At 60.3% G+C, this 17,796-nt stretch carries 14 protein-coding genes and 2 tRNA genes; 12 read left to right on the forward strand and 4 right to left on the reverse strand.

The window, feature by feature from the left end:
- Positions 1–68 precede the first annotated feature (68 nt).
- The 5 genes from hflK to CLM72_RS02655 all read left to right on the forward strand — a co-directional run bounded on the left by hflK (position 69) and on the right by CLM72_RS02655 (position 7,009).
- On the forward strand, positions 69–1,244 hold the full coding sequence (hflK, locus tag CLM72_RS02635) for an FtsH protease activity modulator HflK (RefSeq protein WP_003188062.1): 1,176 nt from the start codon (positions 69–71) through the stop codon (positions 1,242–1,244).
- Positions 1,244–2,110 (forward strand): protease modulator HflC, encoded by an 867-nt coding sequence (hflC, locus tag CLM72_RS02640; protein ID WP_105225553.1) that lies wholly within the window; start codon positions 1,244–1,246, stop codon positions 2,108–2,110. Before hflK ends, hflC begins: the two co-directional genes overlap by 1 nt.
- A gap of 293 nt (positions 2,111–2,403) precedes the next feature.
- On the forward strand, positions 2,404–3,591 hold the full coding sequence (locus tag CLM72_RS02645; protein WP_105225554.1) for an ATP phosphoribosyltransferase regulatory subunit: 1,188 nt from the start codon (positions 2,404–2,406) through the stop codon (positions 3,589–3,591).
- A gap of 54 nt (positions 3,592–3,645) precedes the next feature.
- Complete coding sequence (locus CLM72_RS02650) at positions 3,646–4,935, forward strand: adenylosuccinate synthase (RefSeq protein ID WP_014716669.1); 1,290 nt, start codon at positions 3,646–3,648, stop codon at positions 4,933–4,935.
- A 139-nt stretch (positions 4,936–5,074) separates the two neighbouring features.
- Positions 5,075–7,009 (forward strand): methyl-accepting chemotaxis protein, encoded by a 1,935-nt coding sequence (locus CLM72_RS02655; protein ID WP_105225555.1) that lies wholly within the window; start codon positions 5,075–5,077, stop codon positions 7,007–7,009.
- Positions 7,010–7,117: 108 nt separating this feature from the next.
- Here the strand turns inward: CLM72_RS02655 and CLM72_RS02660 are convergent, their stop codons facing one another.
- From CLM72_RS02660 to CLM72_RS02675, 4 genes are all read right to left on the reverse strand, one after another.
- Positions 7,118–8,671: an iron ABC transporter permease gene (locus tag CLM72_RS02660; RefSeq protein WP_105225556.1), complete on the reverse strand. Its 1,554-nt coding sequence runs from the start codon at positions 8,669–8,671 to the stop codon at positions 7,118–7,120.
- Positions 8,671–9,696 carry an extracellular solute-binding protein gene (locus CLM72_RS02665; RefSeq protein WP_105225557.1) on the reverse strand — a complete coding sequence of 342 codons (1,026 nt, stop codon included), beginning with the start codon at positions 9,694–9,696 and terminating at the stop codon, positions 8,671–8,673. The genes CLM72_RS02660 and CLM72_RS02665 overlap by 1 nt, the downstream gene beginning before the upstream one ends.
- 144 nt (positions 9,697–9,840) lie before the next feature.
- Positions 9,841–9,927: transfer RNA gene (locus CLM72_RS02670), tRNA-Leu, on the reverse strand.
- A 154-nt stretch (positions 9,928–10,081) separates the two neighbouring features.
- Positions 10,082–10,168, reverse strand: a tRNA-Leu gene (locus tag CLM72_RS02675).
- Positions 10,169–10,392: 224 nt separating this feature from the next.
- Between CLM72_RS02675 and rnr the strand changes: the two genes are divergently transcribed.
- The 7 genes from rnr to dnaB all read left to right on the forward strand — a co-directional run bounded on the left by rnr (position 10,393) and on the right by dnaB (position 17,657).
- Complete coding sequence (gene rnr / locus CLM72_RS02680) at positions 10,393–13,020, forward strand: ribonuclease R (protein ID WP_105225558.1); 2,628 nt, start codon at positions 10,393–10,395, stop codon at positions 13,018–13,020.
- Positions 13,017–13,778: a 23S rRNA (guanosine(2251)-2'-O)-methyltransferase RlmB gene (gene rlmB, locus CLM72_RS02685; RefSeq protein ID WP_003188074.1), complete on the forward strand. Its 762-nt coding sequence runs from the start codon at positions 13,017–13,019 to the stop codon at positions 13,776–13,778. The genes rnr and rlmB overlap by 4 nt, the downstream gene beginning before the upstream one ends.
- A 294-nt stretch (positions 13,779–14,072) precedes the next feature.
- On the forward strand, positions 14,073–14,495 hold the full coding sequence (gene rpsF / locus CLM72_RS02690; protein WP_003236224.1) for a 30S ribosomal protein S6: 423 nt from the start codon (positions 14,073–14,075) through the stop codon (positions 14,493–14,495).
- A 28-nt stretch (positions 14,496–14,523) separates the two neighbouring features.
- Entirely contained in the window at positions 14,524–14,754 is a 231-nt protein-coding gene (rpsR, locus tag CLM72_RS02695; protein WP_002551829.1) for a 30S ribosomal protein S18, read from the forward strand.
- A 36-nt stretch (positions 14,755–14,790) separates the two neighbouring features.
- Positions 14,791–15,684 (forward strand): hypothetical protein, encoded by an 894-nt coding sequence (locus CLM72_RS02700; RefSeq protein WP_034125655.1) that lies wholly within the window; start codon positions 14,791–14,793, stop codon positions 15,682–15,684.
- 18 nt (positions 15,685–15,702) lie between these two features.
- Positions 15,703–16,149: a 50S ribosomal protein L9 gene (gene rplI / locus CLM72_RS02705; protein ID WP_003171376.1), complete on the forward strand. Its 447-nt coding sequence runs from the start codon at positions 15,703–15,705 to the stop codon at positions 16,147–16,149.
- Between the two features lie 110 nt (positions 16,150–16,259).
- Positions 16,260–17,657, forward strand: coding sequence for a replicative DNA helicase (gene dnaB, locus CLM72_RS02710; RefSeq protein WP_003188079.1), 1,398 nt, complete (start codon positions 16,260–16,262; stop codon positions 17,655–17,657).
- The last annotated feature ends 139 nt before the right edge of the window (positions 17,658–17,796 follow it).

Consider the following 17,796-nt stretch of genomic DNA (forward strand, 5'->3'; position numbering starts at 1 on the left):
AGCAGGCATTCTGTAGCATTGGTCGGCGCGCCGTGGGTGCGTCTTTGCTTTATCAGATGGAGAGCGCTATGGCTTGGAATGAGCCGGGTGGCAACTCGAATAATCAGGATCCTTGGGGTGGTAAGCGCCGCAATAATGGCGACCGCAAGGGGCCACCGGATCTCGACGAGGCCTTCCGAAAGCTGCAGGAAAGCCTGAATGGGTTGTTCGGTGGTGGAAAAAAACGTGGTGGTGACGACGGCGGTCGCACAAGCAAGGGCGGTGGCTATGGCCTGCTGGGCCTTGGTCTTGTCGTGCTCGCGGCCGTATGGCTGTACAGCGCGGTCTACGTGGTGGACGAGCAGGAGCAAGCCGTGGTGCTGCGCTTCGGCAAGTACTACGAGACTGTCGGGCCAGGCCTGAACATCTATTTCCCGCCGATCGACAAGAAGTACATGGAGAACGTGACGCGTGAGCGTGCGTACACCAAGCAGGGCCAGATGCTGACCGAAGACGAGAACATCGTCGAAGTGCCGCTGACCGTGCAGTACAAGATCAGCAACCTGCAAGACTTCGTGCTGAACGTTGATCAGCCGGAAATCAGCCTGCAACACGCAACCGAAAGTGCCCTGCGCCACGTGGTGGGTTCCACCGCCATGGACCAGGTGCTTACCGAAGGTCGTGAGTTGATGGCCAGCGAAATCAAGGAGCGTCTGCAACGCTTCCTCGACACTTACCGCACCGGTATCACCGTTACCCAGGTGAACGTACAGAGCGCAGCGGCACCGCGTGAAGTGCAGGAAGCCTTTGACGACGTGATCCGTGCACGTGAAGACGAGCAGCGTTCGCGCAACCAGGCTGAAACCTATGCCAACGGCGTTGTGCCGGAAGCCCGTGGTCAGGCCCAGCGCATCCTTGAAGATGCCAACGGTTACCGCGATGAAGTGGTCTCCCGCGCCAAGGGTGAGGCAGATCGTTTCACCAAGCTGGTCGCCGAGTACCGCAAGGCTCCTGAAGTGACCCGCGAGCGTCTGTACCTGGACACCATGCAGGAAGTCTTCAGCAACACCAGCAAGGTTCTCGTGACCGGCAGCAAAGGTGGGCAGAACAACCTGCTGTACCTGCCGCTGGACAAGATGATCGAAGGTGGTCGTAGCGGCGCCAGTGCACCGTCCACCGGTTCGAATGCCGCTGCCAACGAAGCGAGCGCCCGTGCGGCCGCTGACTTGCTGCAACAGCAAACACGTACCAGGGAGAGCCGTTGATGAGCAATAAATCGCTGACCGCCCTGATTGTGGGCGTCGTCGTGGTCATCGCTGCCTGGAACTGCTTCTACATCGTCGCTCAGACCGAGCGTGCGGTGCTGCTGCAATTCGGTCGCGTGGTCCAGGCGGATGTCCAGCCGGGCCTGCATGTGAAAATCCCCTATGTCAATCAGGTGCGCAAGTTCGACGCCCGCCTGATGACCCTGGATGCACCGACACAGCGCTTCCTGACCCTGGAAAAGAAAGCCGTGATGGTTGACGCCTACGCCAAGTGGCGCGTCAAGGATGCCGAGCGCTTCTACACCGCGACTTCCGGCCTCAAGCAGATTGCCGACGAGCGTTTGTCCCGTCGTCTGGAATCGGGCCTGCGTGACCAGTTTGGTAAGCGCACCCTGCACGAGGTGGTATCCGGTGAACGTGATGCGCTGATGGCTGACATCACTCGCTCGCTGAACACCATGGCGGAAAAAGAGCTGGGTATTGAAGTGGTCGACGTTCGCGTCAAGGCCATTGACTTGCCCAAGGAAGTGAACCGCAGCGTGTTCGAGCGTATGAGCACCGAGCGTGAGCGTGAAGCGCGTGAGCACCGCGCCAAGGGTAACGAGTTGGCTGAAGGTATCCGTGCCGATGCCGACCGTCAGCGTCGTGTACTGCTGGCAGAAGCCTATCGTGAGTCTGAAGAGGCTCGTGGTGACGGCGATGCTCAAGCCGCGGCGATCTACGCCAAGGCCTACGGCCAGGACCAGGAGTTCTACGCGTTCTACCGTAGCCTGCGCGCCTACCGTGAAAGCTTCGCGAACAAAACCGACGTACTGGTGTTGGACCCAAGCAGCGACTTCTTCCGCTACCTGGAAAAGTCCAAGTAACCAGCCTGTGATTCTGTAAGGCGCACTCCGTCGGGCGGCTAAAATGCCTGGCGGGGTGATCCTTTCAGAAAACGGGTGTATGATGCGGCAGCCGGGAAATTCCCGGCTTTTTTGCGTCTGCATGTTTGATTCGGCAGGCGTGACAGGTTTTTCGAGGAAAGTGCCCGACGAGGCCGTTTGCAGGCCGTTCGTCACGTCGCTCTTGCGCGTGGTTTATGCAAGGGGCGGGTATTTTCTGCTTCACTCAAGGCTCGGCCGAGGGCTGGCCGCCCGGATCAAAGGGGAATGGCGTAATGGCAACGGTAGACCGCTGGCTGCTGCCAGATGGCATCGAAGAAGTACTGCCACCAGAAGCTGCGCGCATTGAAGTAGCGCGTCGCCAGGTGTTGGATCTGTTCCAGAGCTGGGGTTACGAGTTTGTCGTGACTCCCCATATTGAGTACCTGGAATCCCTGCTGACCGGCGCGGGCCAGGACCTGGATCTGCGCACCTTCAAGGTCATCGACCCGCAATCGGGCCGGCAAATGGGGTTCCGTGCCGACATCACGCCACAAGTGGCGCGCATCGATGCGCACACCCTGCCTCGTGAAGGCCCGAGCCGCCTGTGCTACGCCGGCAGCGTACTGCATGCCCAGCCGCGCGCCTTGTCGTCTTCCCGTAGCCCGATCCAGTTGGGCGCCGAGTTGTACGGCGATGCCAGCCCGAGCAGCGATGTGGAAGTGATCAGTCTGATGCTGGCCATGCTGCAACTGGCGGATGTGCCGGACGTGCACATGGACCTGGGCCACGTCGGTATCTACCGTGGCCTGGCGCGTGCTGCCGGGTTGTCCGGTGAAGTGGAGCAACAGTTGTTCGATGCCCTGCAGCGCAAGGCGATCGATGAAGTGATCGCTCTCACCGAGGGTGTGCCTGCTGAGCTGGCTGGCATGCTGCGGGCGCTGGTAAATCTGTGCGGCGGCCGTGAAGTGCTGGTGGCTGCGCGTGAGCGCCTGGCCAATGCGCCGGCACCGGTATTGGCAGCACTGGACGATGTGCTGGCAATTGCCGAGCGCCTGTCGGCACGGTTCCCGGAGCTGCCGCTGTATTTTGATCTGGGTGAATTGCGCGGCTACCACTACCACACCGGTGTGGTGTTCGCGGTATTCGTCCCGGGTGTTGGCCAGGCCATCGCCCAAGGTGGTCGCTATGACGATATCGGCGCCGACTTCGGTCGTGCGCGTCCGGCCACTGGTTTTTCCACCGATTTGAAAACCCTGGTGACCCTGGGGCGTGCTGAGGTCGAGCTGCCGTCTGGTGGCATCTGGATGCCCGACAGTACGGACGCAGCGCTCTGGCAGCAGGTTTGCCAGTTACGCCGTGAGGGTCAGCGTGTAGTCCAGGCCTTGCCTGGGCAGCCATTGGCCGCCGCCCGTGAAGCGGACTGCGACCGGCAATTGATTCAGCAGAACGGGCTTTGGCAAGTATCGCCACTGGCTTCTTGAGTTTTCCTGCCGGCCATCGCCGGCACCAAGTTTGCGCGAATGAGGACAAGTGTTATGGGTAAGAATGTCGTAGTCCTGGGCACCCAATGGGGTGATGAGGGCAAAGGCAAGATCGTTGATCTGCTGACCGAACATGCTGCCGCCGTAGTGCGCTACCAAGGTGGTCACAACGCTGGCCACACCCTGGTCATCGATGGCGAAAAAACTGTCTTGCACCTGATCCCGTCGGGTGTCCTGCGCGAAGGCGTGCAGTGCCTGATCGGCAACGGCGTGGTGGTCGCGCCTGACGCCCTGCTGCGCGAGATCACCAAGCTGGAAGAAAAAGGCGTACCGGTGCGCGAGCGCCTGCGTATCAGCCCATCCTGCCCGCTGATCCTGTCCTTCCACGTTGCGCTGGACCAGGCCCGTGAAAAGGCGCGTGGCGAGCTGAAGATCGGCACCACCGGTCGCGGCATCGGCCCGGCCTACGAAGACAAGGTTGCACGTCGTGGCCTGCGTGTGGGCGACCTGCTCAACATGCCGCGCTTTGAAGACAAACTGCGTGAACTGGTGGATTACCACAACTTCATGCTGGTCGGTTACTACAAAGAGCCAGCCATCGAGTTTGAAAAGACCCTGGCCGAGTGCAAGGAATACGCTGAGCTGCTCAAGCCGCTGATGCTGGACGTGACGGCCGAGCTGCACGATCTGCGTCGCGCTGGCAAGGACATCATGTTCGAAGGTGCCCAGGGCTCGTTGCTGGACATCGACCACGGTACCTACCCGTACGTGACCAGCTCCAACACCACCGCTGGCGGCGTTGCGACCGGTTCTGGCGTTGGCCCGATGTTCCTGGACTACATCCTGGGTATCACCAAGGCCTACACCACTCGCGTAGGTTCGGGCCCGTTCCCGACTGAGCTGTTCGACGACGTCGGCGCGCACCTGGCCAAGCAAGGCCACGAATTCGGCGCCACCACTGGCCGTGCTCGTCGTTGCGGCTGGTTCGATGCCGTTATCCTGCGTCGCGCTATCGATGTGAACAGCATCTCGGGCATCTGCCTGACCAAGCTGGACGTACTCGACGGTCTGGAAGCCATCAACATCTGCGTCGGCTACAAAGACGCCCAAGGCAACGATGTTGCCCCGACTGACGCTGACAGCTACGTGGGCCTGCAGCCTGTGTACGAAGAAGTGCCAGGCTGGACTGAATCGACCGTGGGCGCCAAGACCCTGGAAGAACTGCCAGCCAATGCCCGCGCCTACATCAAGCGCGTGGAAGAGCTGATCGGTGCACCGATCGACATTATTTCGACCGGCCCGGACCGCAACGAGACCATCGTTCTGCGTCACCCGTTCGCTTAATAAGCTGTTGATGTAAAAAGCAAAGGGCTCCTTCGGGAGCCCTTTGTCGTTTCTGCCTGGCAAGCGGCACGACCCTTGCTGTGTTTCCTTCTTCCGAGGTGCTATCAAATTAATGGCACCCGTGGTGGAGGGATTTCCAGTGTCTGCCGTTCTCTCGTTGTTACAAAGCCGTCTGTTGCGGCCGGTGTTCGTTACCCTTGGTATCGCCCTTTTGGTGCAAGTGCTGGTGGCCGTCGCGCTGACGCGGAGCACGGTGACGGCGCTGGAAGCCGATTTGGGCAATCGCCTGGGCATTGATAGCCAGAAGTTGTCTGGCGAACTAGCCCAGGCTGGCAAGGAAGTCACGTCCAGCCTGGACAGCCTGTCCGCCAGCACGCGCCAGCGACTGACAGCCGGGCTTTCCACGCGCTTGCAGGAAGAGCAAAAGCAGTTGCGTGCGACGCTGGAAAAAGACCTGCAGGACTCCGCCAATGACATGGCGCAACTGCTGGCCTCGGTCGCGCCCCGTGCCATGTGGGACAGTGACGTGCCGACCCTTTCAGAGTTTGCCCGCCGGGCCCAGCGCAACCCCAATGTGCTGTTTGTGGTGTATGACGACGCTGCGGGCGAGCACTTGACCCGTTACCTGAATCGCGAAAACCCTATCAACCAGGCCCTGCTGGCGAAGGGTGCAGGGGAGCGTGCGCTGGACAAGGTGCTGGACGCGGCCAAGACAGACCCCTCCGTGTATTACGTCGAAGCCTCCATCAGCCCCAACGGCGTGGAAATCGGCAAGGTGCGCATGGGTGTGTCGACCGCGACGGTTGAGGCAAACCTGCAAGCGTTGGATAAGCGCTTTGCCGCGCTGATCGCCAGCGGTGATCAACTGGTGGGTGATAGCCTCAAGGGAGCCGCAGCTGACAGCGCCAACGCCATGGGCGCCCGGCTGCAATCGGCGCAAGCCACTGCCACGCAAATGACGGCCAATACCGCCAGCGCCGTGCAAGACGCGGCGGGCACCCTGCGTTGGCGTATCGGGATGGGCCTGGCACTGGTGGGGCTTGGGGTATTGCTGCTGATCGCCATTGTGCTGGGGCGACGCGTGGTCAATCGCCTGAAGTTGCTGATTGCCGCGATGGATGATCTGGCGGCCGGCGAGGGCGACCTCACCAAGCGCGTGCAGATCAACAGCAAGGATGAAATCGGCGATATGGCCTCGGCGGTCAATCGCTTTGTGGATAAGTTGCAGCCCATCGTACGGGAGGCAGGCGACGTGGCCCAGCGTACTGGCGTGGAAATCGGCGCCATGACGTTGCGCAATGCTGGCGCCGATGCGGCGGCGGGCTTGCAGCGTGATGAAGTGGCCGAGAGTTTGCGCGCTTTATCGCAAATGGCCGACGAGGCCCAGGCCGAAAGCCACGCTATGCAGGCGGCCTTGCAGCAGGTGGTGGATATTCGCCAGGCCACGGATGAAAACTCACGAACCTCGGCTGAAGTCGGTAGCTTGATCGAGGCGTTGGCGGGGCAGGTGCAGGCCGGTTCCCAGGTGATCGAACGGCTGGCGCAGCAAAGCGAACAGATTGAAGTGGTGTTGACCGTGATTCATGGCATCGCCGAGCAAACCAACCTGCTCGCTCTCAACGCGGCCATCGAGGCGGCACGGGCTGGCGAGACTGGGCGCGGCTTTGCGGTGGTGGCCGATGAAGTGCGTGCGCTGGCGAGCAAGACTCAAAGCTCCACTGGCGATATCCAGGCGCATATCGTGGCATTGCAGCAGGGCGCGCGTGAGGCGGTGGAAACCATCGGCAAGGCGGGGCGCCAGGCCAGTGAGGGCTTGCTGGTGCTGCGCGACAGCGTGCGCTTGCAGCAGACGGTGCAGGCTTCTGTGGAGCAGGTGCATGCGGCGATTGGCCTGGCGACGCGCGCGGCCGAGCATCAAGCCCAGGGCGCGCATGCGGTGCGTGGGCGCGTGGAGGTGATCCATGCCCAGGCCGAGCGTGCGGCGCAAGCGGTGGTGGAGACGACGGCCAGTGGGAAGGTGCTGGATGGGTTGGCGGCGCAGTTGAAGGCGAGCTTGGGGCAGTTCAGGGCTTGAGGTTGTCTGGACGGGCCTCATCGCAGGCAAGCCAGCTCCCACATTCAACTGCATTCCAAAGTTGGAGCGCGGTCAACTGTGGGAGCTGGCTTGCCTGCGATAGCTGTTTCAGCGGCTCAAATACATCCGCGTCGTAAGCAGATACACCGGCAACCCCGACACCAGAATCAACAACGCTGCATACGGCGCCGCCGCCGCAAATTCCACATTCGAGGTATGCGCCCAGACGGCCGTCGCCAAGGTATTCAGCCCGGTCGGGCTCAACAGCAATGTCGCCGTCAATTCCTTCATCGCATCCAGGAACACCAAGGCAAACGCCGCCCCCAGCGCCGGAAAGATAATTGGCAGCGTCACCCGGCAAAACGCACTGAAGGACGATGCGCCTAACGTGCGCGCCGCCTCTTCCAGCTGTGGCGCCGCCTTGTTCAGCGCTGTACGAATCGGCGCCTGCGCCAATGGCAAAAACAGCAGCGCATAAGCAATCAGCAGCAATGCCGAGGTCTGGTACAGCGCCGGCACGTAATGCAGGGCGAAATACACCAGGGTCAACGCAATCACCAGGCCGGGCAGGGCATGCAGTAGGTACGGCAAGCGTTCGGCCCATATCGCCAGTTGCCCTTTGTAGCGCACCACTAGCAAACCAACCGGTACTGCCAGTACCAGGCACAGTGCGGCGCCGCCCAGCGAGAGCGCCAGGGAAGACAGCAGCGCCTCACCGATCTCGGCCATCGGAAACGCTGCCGACGAACCGACTGCCAACCAATACCCGAGCATCCCCAGCGGAATGCCGCTGCCAATAATCGCTAGCGCCAGGCAATACACCTGGCCCAATGGCGTCCACTTGCCCAGTCGAACCTGCTCGGCGTGCCGCGCCGCGCCCTGGCCGATGCGCACGTGCCGGCCTTTGCCGCGTATGCGCAGTTCCAGCCATAGCAGGGTCAGGCACATCACCAGCAGCACTGCCGAGAGCATTGCCGCATTGGCATTGCTGAATTCCAGTTCGAACTGCTGGTAGATCGCGGTGGTGAAGGTCTGCAGGCCAATGATCGACAGCGCGCCGAATTCCACCAGCATGTGCAATGCGATCAATAGTGAGCCGGCCAGCAGCGATGGCCACAGCAGCGGCAGGGTGATGCGAAAGAACACGCCCCAGCGGTTGAGCCCCAGCGTGCGGGCCGATTCTTCCAGGGAGGGGTCAAGATTGCGTAGCGTTGCGGCCACCGGCAGAAACACCAGTGGGTATTTGGACAGGCTCATCACCAGGATCGCGCCGCCAAGCCCCTCGAACTGGGCGCTCAGCGACACCCAGGTAAAACTGCTGACGAACGCCGGCACCGCAAACGGCAGGCACAGGACCACACCCCAGATGCGCCGCCCTGGCAGGTTGCTGCGCTCCAGCAGCCAGGCCAGGGACAGGCCGATCACGCCGCAGGTCAGGGTCACGCCGACCATCAGCGCCAGGGTGTTGCGCAGCAGTCCGAACACATAAGGCCGCCACAGTAGATGCACCGCCTCCGTCCAGCCCGCCTGCCAGGCTTTGAACCCAACATAGGCGAGCGGCAACAGGCTCAGGCCAACCAGCAACAGCACGGGTAGCAGCAGCCAGATCGACGGGCGTTTGCGACGGGGGGTGAACCCCGCGACGGAAAGCGATGGGTTCATCAGTTCAGGCCAACGTCACGTTCCAGCTCCAGGGCTTCTTCGGCGTTGCCCAGGTCTGCGGGGGTGACTTTCGGCGGCTGCAGCTCGCTGAATGGCTTGAGGCCGCGGTTCGATTCCATGCCCTTGCGCAGCGGGTACTCGGCCGACGTGTTGGTGATCACGCGCTGGCCTTCTTCGCTGGTCATGAATGCCAGCAATTGCTGAGCTTCTTTGGGATGCTTGCTGGATTTGAGTGCGGCAGCGGAGGATACGGTGATCAGGCCGCCAGCATCACCATCGGTGAAGTAGTGCAGTTGGGAATCCAGATTGGTTTTTTCCTTTTTCAGGGCAAACCAGTAGTAGTTATTCACCAGCACGGTGGCCACTTCGCCTTTTTCCACGGCCTTGAGGGCGACCATATTGTTGCTGTACACCTTGCCGAAGGCGCGCAGGCCGGTCAGCCATTCTTCTGCGGCTTCGCGACCGTGCAGCTTGATGATCGCCACGGCTTGCTCCTGGAACGCGCCGCTGGTGGGGACGAAGCCGACTTTGCCTTGCCACTCGGGGCCGGCAAAATCCAGTACCGACTTGGGCAGGTCTTTTTCGGCAATCAGTTTGGGGTTGAAGGCTACGACGCGGGTGCGTGCGGTCACGCCCATCCAGTCGCCGTTTTTGCCCACGTAATCCTTGGGCAGTACATCGAGGGTGCTGGCATCGATTTTTGCCAACAGGCCTTGCTCGCCGAGTTTGTTCAGGGGCGGTGATTCTTCGGTGTAGATGACGTCGGCAGGGGAGCGCTCACCTTCTTCGACGACCTGGCTGGCCAGCTGGTTGCTGCTACCTTTGCGCACGTTGACGTGGATGCCGGTCTTGGCTTCGAAGGCCTTGGCGAGTTCATCGCCGACTTCTTTGTGTTGGCCGTTGTATAAGGTCAGGGAGACCTTGTCGGCAGAATGGGCGGCGGGCGAGAGCAGGGTCAGGCTGAGTAGGGTGAGGGTCAGGCCGCGCAGAAGGGATGTCTTGAGTCGGTTGTCACGGATCATCATCCGAAGTGTTCCTCGCTTATATGCAACAAATCATTGCAAGGATAAACGATAAATCTTCTCAAGTGCGGATGAGGGGAAAATCACTGGGGAAGTTTTCAAACCCCGGAAACGAAAAAACCCGCTTTCGCGGGTTTGATCTGAATTTGGTGCCCAGGAGAAGACTCGAACTTCCACGACCTTGCGATCACCAGCACCTGAAGCTGGCGTGTCTACCAATTTCACCACCTGGGCATTATCTAACAACGTTGCCGCTGTTGATGGGGCGAACTATACGGCGGGGCTTTTGATCTGTAAACCCCTGATTCGAAAAATATAAATCAATTTTTCCGTTAAAAATCAGAGGCCTGAAACGAAAAAACCCGCTTTCGCGGGTTTGATCTGAATTTGGTGCCCAGGAGAAGACTCGAACTTCCACGACCTTGCGATCACCAGCACCTGAAGCTGGCGTGTCTACCAATTTCACCACCTGGGCAGCATCAACAACGTTGCCGTCGTCGATGGCGCGCACTATACGGAGCGATATTTGAGCTGTAAACCCCTGCCATGAAAAAAGCCTGGAAAATTTCGCCAGTGGTCGTGCAAGGTGCGCGCCGGGGGTCGCAAAGGGCTTTTAAACGCTTGTTGATACCTGAAATTTCCCGTTTCAATACGCGTATGCCAAACTAACCCGCATATAGACAAGGTGAAAACTCTCTAATGGCCGATTGGCAGTCCCTCGATCCCGAGGCCGCTCGTGAAGCGGAAAAATATGAAAACCCTATTCCTAGCCGCGAACTGATCCTGGCGCACCTCGCCGATCGTGGTTCGCCTGCTAGCCGTGAGCAACTGGTTGAAGAATTCGGTCTGACCACCGAAGACCAGCTTGAAGCCCTGCGCCGCCGTCTGCGTGCGATGGAGCGCGATGCTCAATTGATCTACACCCGTCGTGGCACTTACGCGCCGGTCGACAAGCTGGACCTGATCCTGGGTCGCATTGCCGGCCACCGTGACGGCTTCGGCTTCCTGATCCCGGACGATGGCAGCGACGACCTGTTCATGAGCCCGGCGCAAATGCGTCTGGTGTTCGATGGCGACCGTGCGCTGGCGCGGGTTTCTGGCCTCGACCGCCGTGGTCGTCGTGAAGGCGTGATCGTCGAAGTGGTGTCCCGTGCCCACGAATCCATCGTCGGCCGTTACTTCGAAGAAGGCGGCATCGGCTTCGTTGTGCCGGATAACCCGAAGGTCCAGCAGGAAGTGCTGATCACCCCGGGCCGTAATGGCGCCGCCAAGGTCGGCCAGTTCGTCGAGGTAAAAATCACCCACTGGCCAACGGCGCGATTCCAGCCCCAGGGCGATATCGTTGAAGTGGTCGGCAACTACATGGCGCCGGGCATGGAAATCGACGTTGCCTTGCGCACCTACGATATCCCTCATGTCTGGCCTGAGGCCGTGCTCAAAGAAGCCGCCAAGCTCAAGCCGGAAGTCGAAGAGAAAGACAAAGAAAAACGCATCGACCTGCGTCATCTGCCGTTTGTCACCATTGACGGCGAAGATGCCCGCGACTTCGACGATGCGGTCTACTGCGAAGCCAGGCCTGGCAAGCTGCGCCTGTTCTCCGGCGGCTGGAAGTTGTACGTCGCGATTGCCGACGTGTCCAGCTACGTGAAGATCGGTTCGGCCCTGGATAACGAAGCCCAGGTGCGCGGCAACTCCGTGTACTTCCCAGAGCGCGTGATCCCGATGCTGCCCGAGCAGCTGTCCAACGGCCTGTGCTCCCTGAACCCGAAAGTCGACCGTTTGGCCATGGTGTGCGAGATGACCATCTCCAAAACCGGCGAAATGACCGACTACCAGTTCTACGAAGCGGTGATCCACTCCCAGGCACGCCTGACCTACAACAAGGTCAGCACCATCCTGGAAACGCCGAAGACCAGCGAAGCCAAGGCTCTGCGTACCGAATACGCTGGCGTGGTCCCGCACCTCAAGCAGTTGTACTCGCTGTACAAGGTGTTGCTGGGTGCCCGTCATACCCGTGGCGCGATCGATTTCGAAACCCAGGAAACCCGCATTGTCTTCGGCTCCGAGCGCAAGATTGCGGCGATCACCCCGACCACCCGTAACGACGCGCACAAGCTGATCGAGGAGTGCATGCTGGCGGCCAACGTGGCCACTGCCGAGTTCCTCAAGAAGCACGAAATTCCTGCGTTGTACCGTGTGCACGACGGCCCGCCGCCGGAGCGCCTGGAAAAACTTCGCGCCTTCCTCGGCGAACTCGGCCTGTCCCTGCACAAAGGCAAGGACGGTCCGACGCCGAAGGATTACCAGGCCCTGCTGGCCAGCATCAAGGACCGTCCGGATTACCACGTGATCCAGACCGTGATGCTGCGCTCGCTGAGCCAGGCGGTGTACAGCGCCGATAACCAGGGCCACTTCGGCCTGAATTACGAGGCGTACACCCACTTCACTTCGCCAATTCGCCGCTACCCGGACTTGCTCACGCACCGTGCGATCCGCAGCGTGATCCATTCCAAGCAGAACACCCCGCACGTCAAGCGCGCCGGTGCCATGACCATTCCGAAAGCACGGATCTACCCGTACGACGAAGCGGCCCTGGAACAACTGGGCGAGCAGTGCTCCATGAGCGAACGCCGCGCCGACGAAGCCACCCGCGACGTGGTGAACTGGCTCAAGTGCGAGTTCATGAAGGATCGCGTGGGCGAGTCGTTCCCGGGTGTGATCACCGCCGTGACCGGCTTTGGCCTGTTCGTCGAGCTGACCGACATCTACGTCGAGGGCCTGGTGCACGTCACCGCCTTGCCGGGTGATTACTACCACTTCGATCCTGTGCATCACCGCCTGGCGGGCGAGCGCACCGGTCGCAGCTTCCGCTTGGGCGATACCGTTGAAGTGCAGGTCATGCGTGTCGATCTCGACGAGCGCAAGATCGACTTCGGCATGCCTGACAAGCCGGCTGAGCCTGCGGGTCGTAAAAAGCGTGGTGAAACCACAGCGCCTGCGTCCAAAGGCAAAGCGGCCACCGCAAAAACCACGGCCGAGCCTGCACCTGCCAAGGCTGGTCGTCGTTCTTCCGCCAAGGACAAGGCCCCTGAAGCCTACCGCCCAAGCGACGCGGCGGCGAAAAACGCCGAGCTGCGCAAGAGCCGCGAGTTGAAGCAGCAGTTGCTCAACGAAGCCAAAAGCGGTGGTAAAGCGGCGTCTGGGGGAAAGTCCCACGGGGCGGAAAAGCCGTCGAGCAAGCCAAGTAAACACCGTAAAGGCCCGCCAAAAGCGGGTTCGGCTCCCGCAAAAAGCGGCGGGTCGCGCAAACCTAAGGCCAAGTCATGAGTCTGGAAAAAATCTACGGCGTGCACGCCGTAGAAGCACTGCTGCGTCACCATCCCAAGCGCGTCAAGCAGGTGTGGTTGGCCGAAGGTCGCAGCGAGCCGCGCGTACAGGCGCTGGTCGAGTTGGCCACGCAGAATAAGGTTGCCATCGGCCAGGCCGAGCGTCGTGAAATGGACGTGTGGGTCGAAGGCGTTCACCAAGGCGTGGTGGCTGACGTCAGCCCGAGCCAGGTGTGGGGCGAGGCGATGCTCGACGAGCTGCTAGACCGTACCGAAGGTGCACCGTTGCTCTTGGTGCTGGACGGCGTGACCGACCCGCACAACCTCGGCGCCTGCCTGCGTTCGGCGGATGCTGCCGGTGCGCTGGCAGTGATCGTGCCCAAGGACAAGTCCGCGACCCTGACGCCGGTGGTGCGTAAGGTCGCCTGCGGCGCGGCGGAAGTGATTCCGCTGGTGGCCGTGACCAACCTGGCGCGTACCCTGGAGAAGCTCCAGCAACGCGGCCTGTGGGTAGTGGGCACGGCGGGGGAGGCTGAGGTCAGCATTTATGACCAGGACCTTACCGGCCCTACCATCCTGATCATGGGCGCCGAAGGCAAAGGCATGCGCCGTCTGACCCGTGAGCATTGCGATTACCTGGTACACCTGCCGATGGCCGGTAGTGTCAGCAGCCTCAATGTGTCGGTGGCGACGGGTGTTTGCCTGTTTGAAGCCCAGCGTCAGCGTGGTGCGAAAGCCAAGGCCAAGCCCAAGAAGTGATAAAAATGTGGGAGCGGGCTTGCTCGCGATGACGGAGTGTCAGTCGGCAGAGATGTTGCCGGTGCCAGGGTCATCGCAGGCAAGCCAGCTCCCACATTGGTTTTGTGGTGTTTATTCAGGATTGTTCAAATAATCACCAATCACCTTGCGCCGCTTCTCCCCCTTCTCTACAATTGCGCCCCTTGCCTTCCTGGCAGGCACCGATGTGCCTCCCCTGCGGCAAGATCCATAAGTGTCATTCACTCCTTGTCTGACCGTTTTTGAGCGGCAGGCTACAACCCGTAAGGAGCATTCATGCGTCATTACGAAATCATCTTTTTGGTCCACCCGGATCAAAGCGAGCAAGTCGGCGGCATGGTTGAGCGTTACACCAAGCTGATCGAAGAAGACGGCGGCAAAATCCACCGTCTGGAAGATTGGGGCCGTCGTCAACTGGCCTACGCAATCAACAATGTTCACAAGGCTCACTACGTGATGCTGAACGTTGAGTGCACTGGCAAGGCCCTGGCCGAGCTGGAAGACAACTTCCGCTACAACGATGCTGTGATCCGTAACCTGGTCATCCGTCGCGAAGAAGCCGTTACTGGCCAATCCGAGATGCTCAAGGCTGAAGAAAACCGCAGTGAGCGCCGTGAGCGTCGCGACCGTCCTGAGCACGAAGGCGCTGATAGCGCTGATAGTGATGACAGCGACAACAGCGATAACGCTGACGAGTAATCCACGGACCTTTTAAGGAGCCTATCAAATGGCACGTTTCTTCCGTCGTCGTAAATTCTGCCGCTTCACCGCTGAAGACGTGAAAGAGATCGATTACAAAGATCTCAACACTCTGAAAGCCTACGTATCCGAGACCGGCAAAATCGTTCCAAGCCGTATCACCGGTACCAAAGCACGTTATCAGCGTCAGCTGGCCACCGCTATCAAGCGCGCCCGCTTCCTGGCCCTGCTGGCCTACACCGACAGCCACGGCCGCTGAGACCGGGCAGTCGACAAGTAGTAAGGGATTGAATGCATGCGCGCCTTAGCTGAGTTCATCATGCGCGGTCGCGTGCAGGCCACTCTGGTAGTGGCTGGATGTGCGGCATTGCCGTTGCTTTATTGGTTGGGTGCTGCCGCAGGTTGCCTTGTGCTACTGCGGCGCGGTTTGAAGGACGCCCTTGGCGTTCTTGCCCTGGGTTTGTTGCCGGCCTTGATCTGGTGGCTGCAAATGGGTGATCCACGGGTACTTCTGGTACTGCTGGGGTCATCGAGCCTTGCGTTGGTTTTGCGCGCAAGTGAGTCCTGGGTCCGCACGCTGCTGGTCAGCGTGGCATTGGGGTTGGTGTACTCAGTGATGCTTGGCGCGGCTTTCCGCCCGCAGATCGAGGCGCTGGCGCAGGAGATCGTCAAGATCCTGCCGTTGGCCCTCGGGGATCTCTACCAGCATTTGTCGGTAGATGAGCGAGCGCGGTTTGCGTCACTGATTGCCCCGGTCCTGACCGGCCTGATTGCGGCTTTGTTGCAGGTCGTCAGCGTGCTGAGCCTGATTCTTGGGCGTTATTGGCAGGCGTTGTTGTACAACCCGGGTGGTTTTGGTCGCGAGTTTCGCAGTATCAGAATCCCAGCGGGGCCGGCGATGTTGCTGCTGGCGTGCATGGTTGTCGGGCCGAACTTCGGCCCACAGATGGCCTTGCTGGCGCCGATTTGCAGCGTACCGCTGGTGTTTGCCGGGCTGGCCCTGATTCATGGGCTTGCCGCGCAAAAGCGACTGGCCAGGTTTTGGCTGGTGGGGTTGTACGTCACGCTGTTGCTGTTCATGCAGCTGATCTATCCGTTACTCGTGGTCTTGGCCATTGTTGACAGCCTGATTGATTTTCGCGGTCGTCTGGCGTCGAAAGACGCCGATAACGCGAACGGTGAAGGTTAAAAGTTAGAGGATTTTCACATGCAACTGATCCTTCTGGAAAAAGTCGCCAACCTGGGCAACCTGGGCGACAAAGTGAACGTTAAGGCCGGCTACGGTCGTAACTACCTGCTGCCATACGGCAAAGCCACCGCTGCAACCGCTGCCAACCTGGCTGCATTTGAAGAGCGTCGTGCTGAGCTGGAAAAAGCCGCAGCAGACAAAAAAGCGTCGGCCGAAACTCGCGCTGCCCAACTGGCTGAGCTGGAAGTGACTATCACTGCCACCGCTGGTGACGAAGGCAAGCTGTTCGGTTCGATCGGCACCCACGACATCGCTGATGCACTGACCGCCTCCGGCGTTGAAGTGCAGAAGAGCGAAGTTCGTCTGCCGAACGGCACCATCCGCAACGTAGGCGAATTCGACGTAGCCGTGCACCTGCACGCCGAAGTTGAAGCCACCGTACGCGTTGTCGTGGTAGCAGCTTAAGTCGCACCTAACTGACTGGCACCTCGCGTGCCAGCCGGTTAACATCGGGCACGATCCTGTTTACAGGTCGTGCCTTTTGTTTTTCTACACACCCCAAATTCCAAGTGGCCATGAACGAAATCTCTGCTCCTGAGCAATACGATCTGCAAACCGCTGCCCTGAAGGTGCCGCCGCATTCCATCGAGGCCGAACAGGCTGTGCTCGGTGGCTTGATGCTGGACAACAACGCCTGGGAACGCGTGCTGGATCAAGTCTCGGACGGTGACTTTTATCGTCATGACCACCGCCTGATCTTCCGCGCCATCGCCAAGCTGGCCGACCAGAACTCACCGATCGACGTGGTAACCCTGGCCGAGCAGTTGGACAAGGAAGGCCAGACCTCCCAAGTGGGTGGCCTGGGCTACCTCGGTGAGCTGGCAAAAAACACGCCGTCCGTCGCCAACATCAAGGCCTATGCCCAGATCGTCCGCGAGCGCGCCACGTTGCGCCAGTTGATCGGCATCAGCACCGAAATCGCCGACAGCGCCTTCAACCCCGAAGGCCGCACCGCTGCCGAGATCCTTGACGAAGCCGAGCGCCAGATCTTCCAGATCGCCGAGGCCCGGCCGAAAACCGGCGGCCCGGTCAGCGTCAACGACCTGCTGACCAAAGCCATCGACCGCATCGACACCCTGTTCAACACCGATGCCGCGATTACCGGTATTTCCACCGGTTACACCGACCTCGACGAAAAGACCAGCGGCCTGCAGCCGTCCGACTTGATCATCGTCGCCGGTCGTCCGTCCATGGGTAAGACCACCTTCGCGATGAACCTGGTGGAAAACGCCGTGTTACGCAGCGACAAGGCGGTGCTGGTGTACTCCCTCGAGATGCCAGGCGAATCGTTGATCATGCGTATGCTCTCGTCGCTGGGGCGTATCGACCAGACCAAGGTGCGTTCCGGCCAGCTTGAAGACGACGACTGGCCGCGCCTGACCTCAGCGGTCAACCTGCTCAACGACCGCAAGCTATTCATTGATGACACTGCCGGTATCAGCCCGTCCGAAATGCGCGCGCGTACCCGGCGCCTGGTGCGTGAGCATGGCGACATCGCCCTGATCATGATCGACTACCTGCAGTTGATGCAGATCCCCGGTTCCAGTGGCGACAACCGTACCAACGAGATTTCTGAAATCTCTCGTTCCTTGAAGGCGCTGGCCAAGGAATTCAACTGCCCGGTGGTGGCGTTGTCCCAGCTCAACCGTTCCCTGGAACAACGTCCCAACAAGCGTCCGGTGAACTCCGACTTGCGGGAATCCGGAGCGATCGAGCAGGACGCCGACGTGATCATGTTCGTGTACCGCGACGAGGTGTACCACCCCGAGACGGAACACAAGGGCATTGCCGAAATCATCATCGGCAAACAGCGGAACGGTCCGATCGGGTTTATCCGGTTGGCGTTCATCGGCAAGTACACGCGTTTCGAGAACCTGGCGCCGGGTAGCTACAACTTCGACGACGACGAGTAGTTTCAAGCGCCTGTAAGGGCCTCATCGCAGGCAAGCCAGCTCCCACAGGGGAATGCATTCCAAATGTGGGAGCTGGCTTGCCTGCGATGGGGCCACCACAATTCCGACTACTACCGTCGGAATTGGTCAAAATTTGTGC

Origin of the sequence: Pseudomonas sp. MYb193 (genome assembly GCF_002966775.1) — a bacterium.
Lineage (GTDB): Bacteria > Pseudomonadota > Gammaproteobacteria > Pseudomonadales > Pseudomonadaceae > Aquipseudomonas > Aquipseudomonas paracarnis.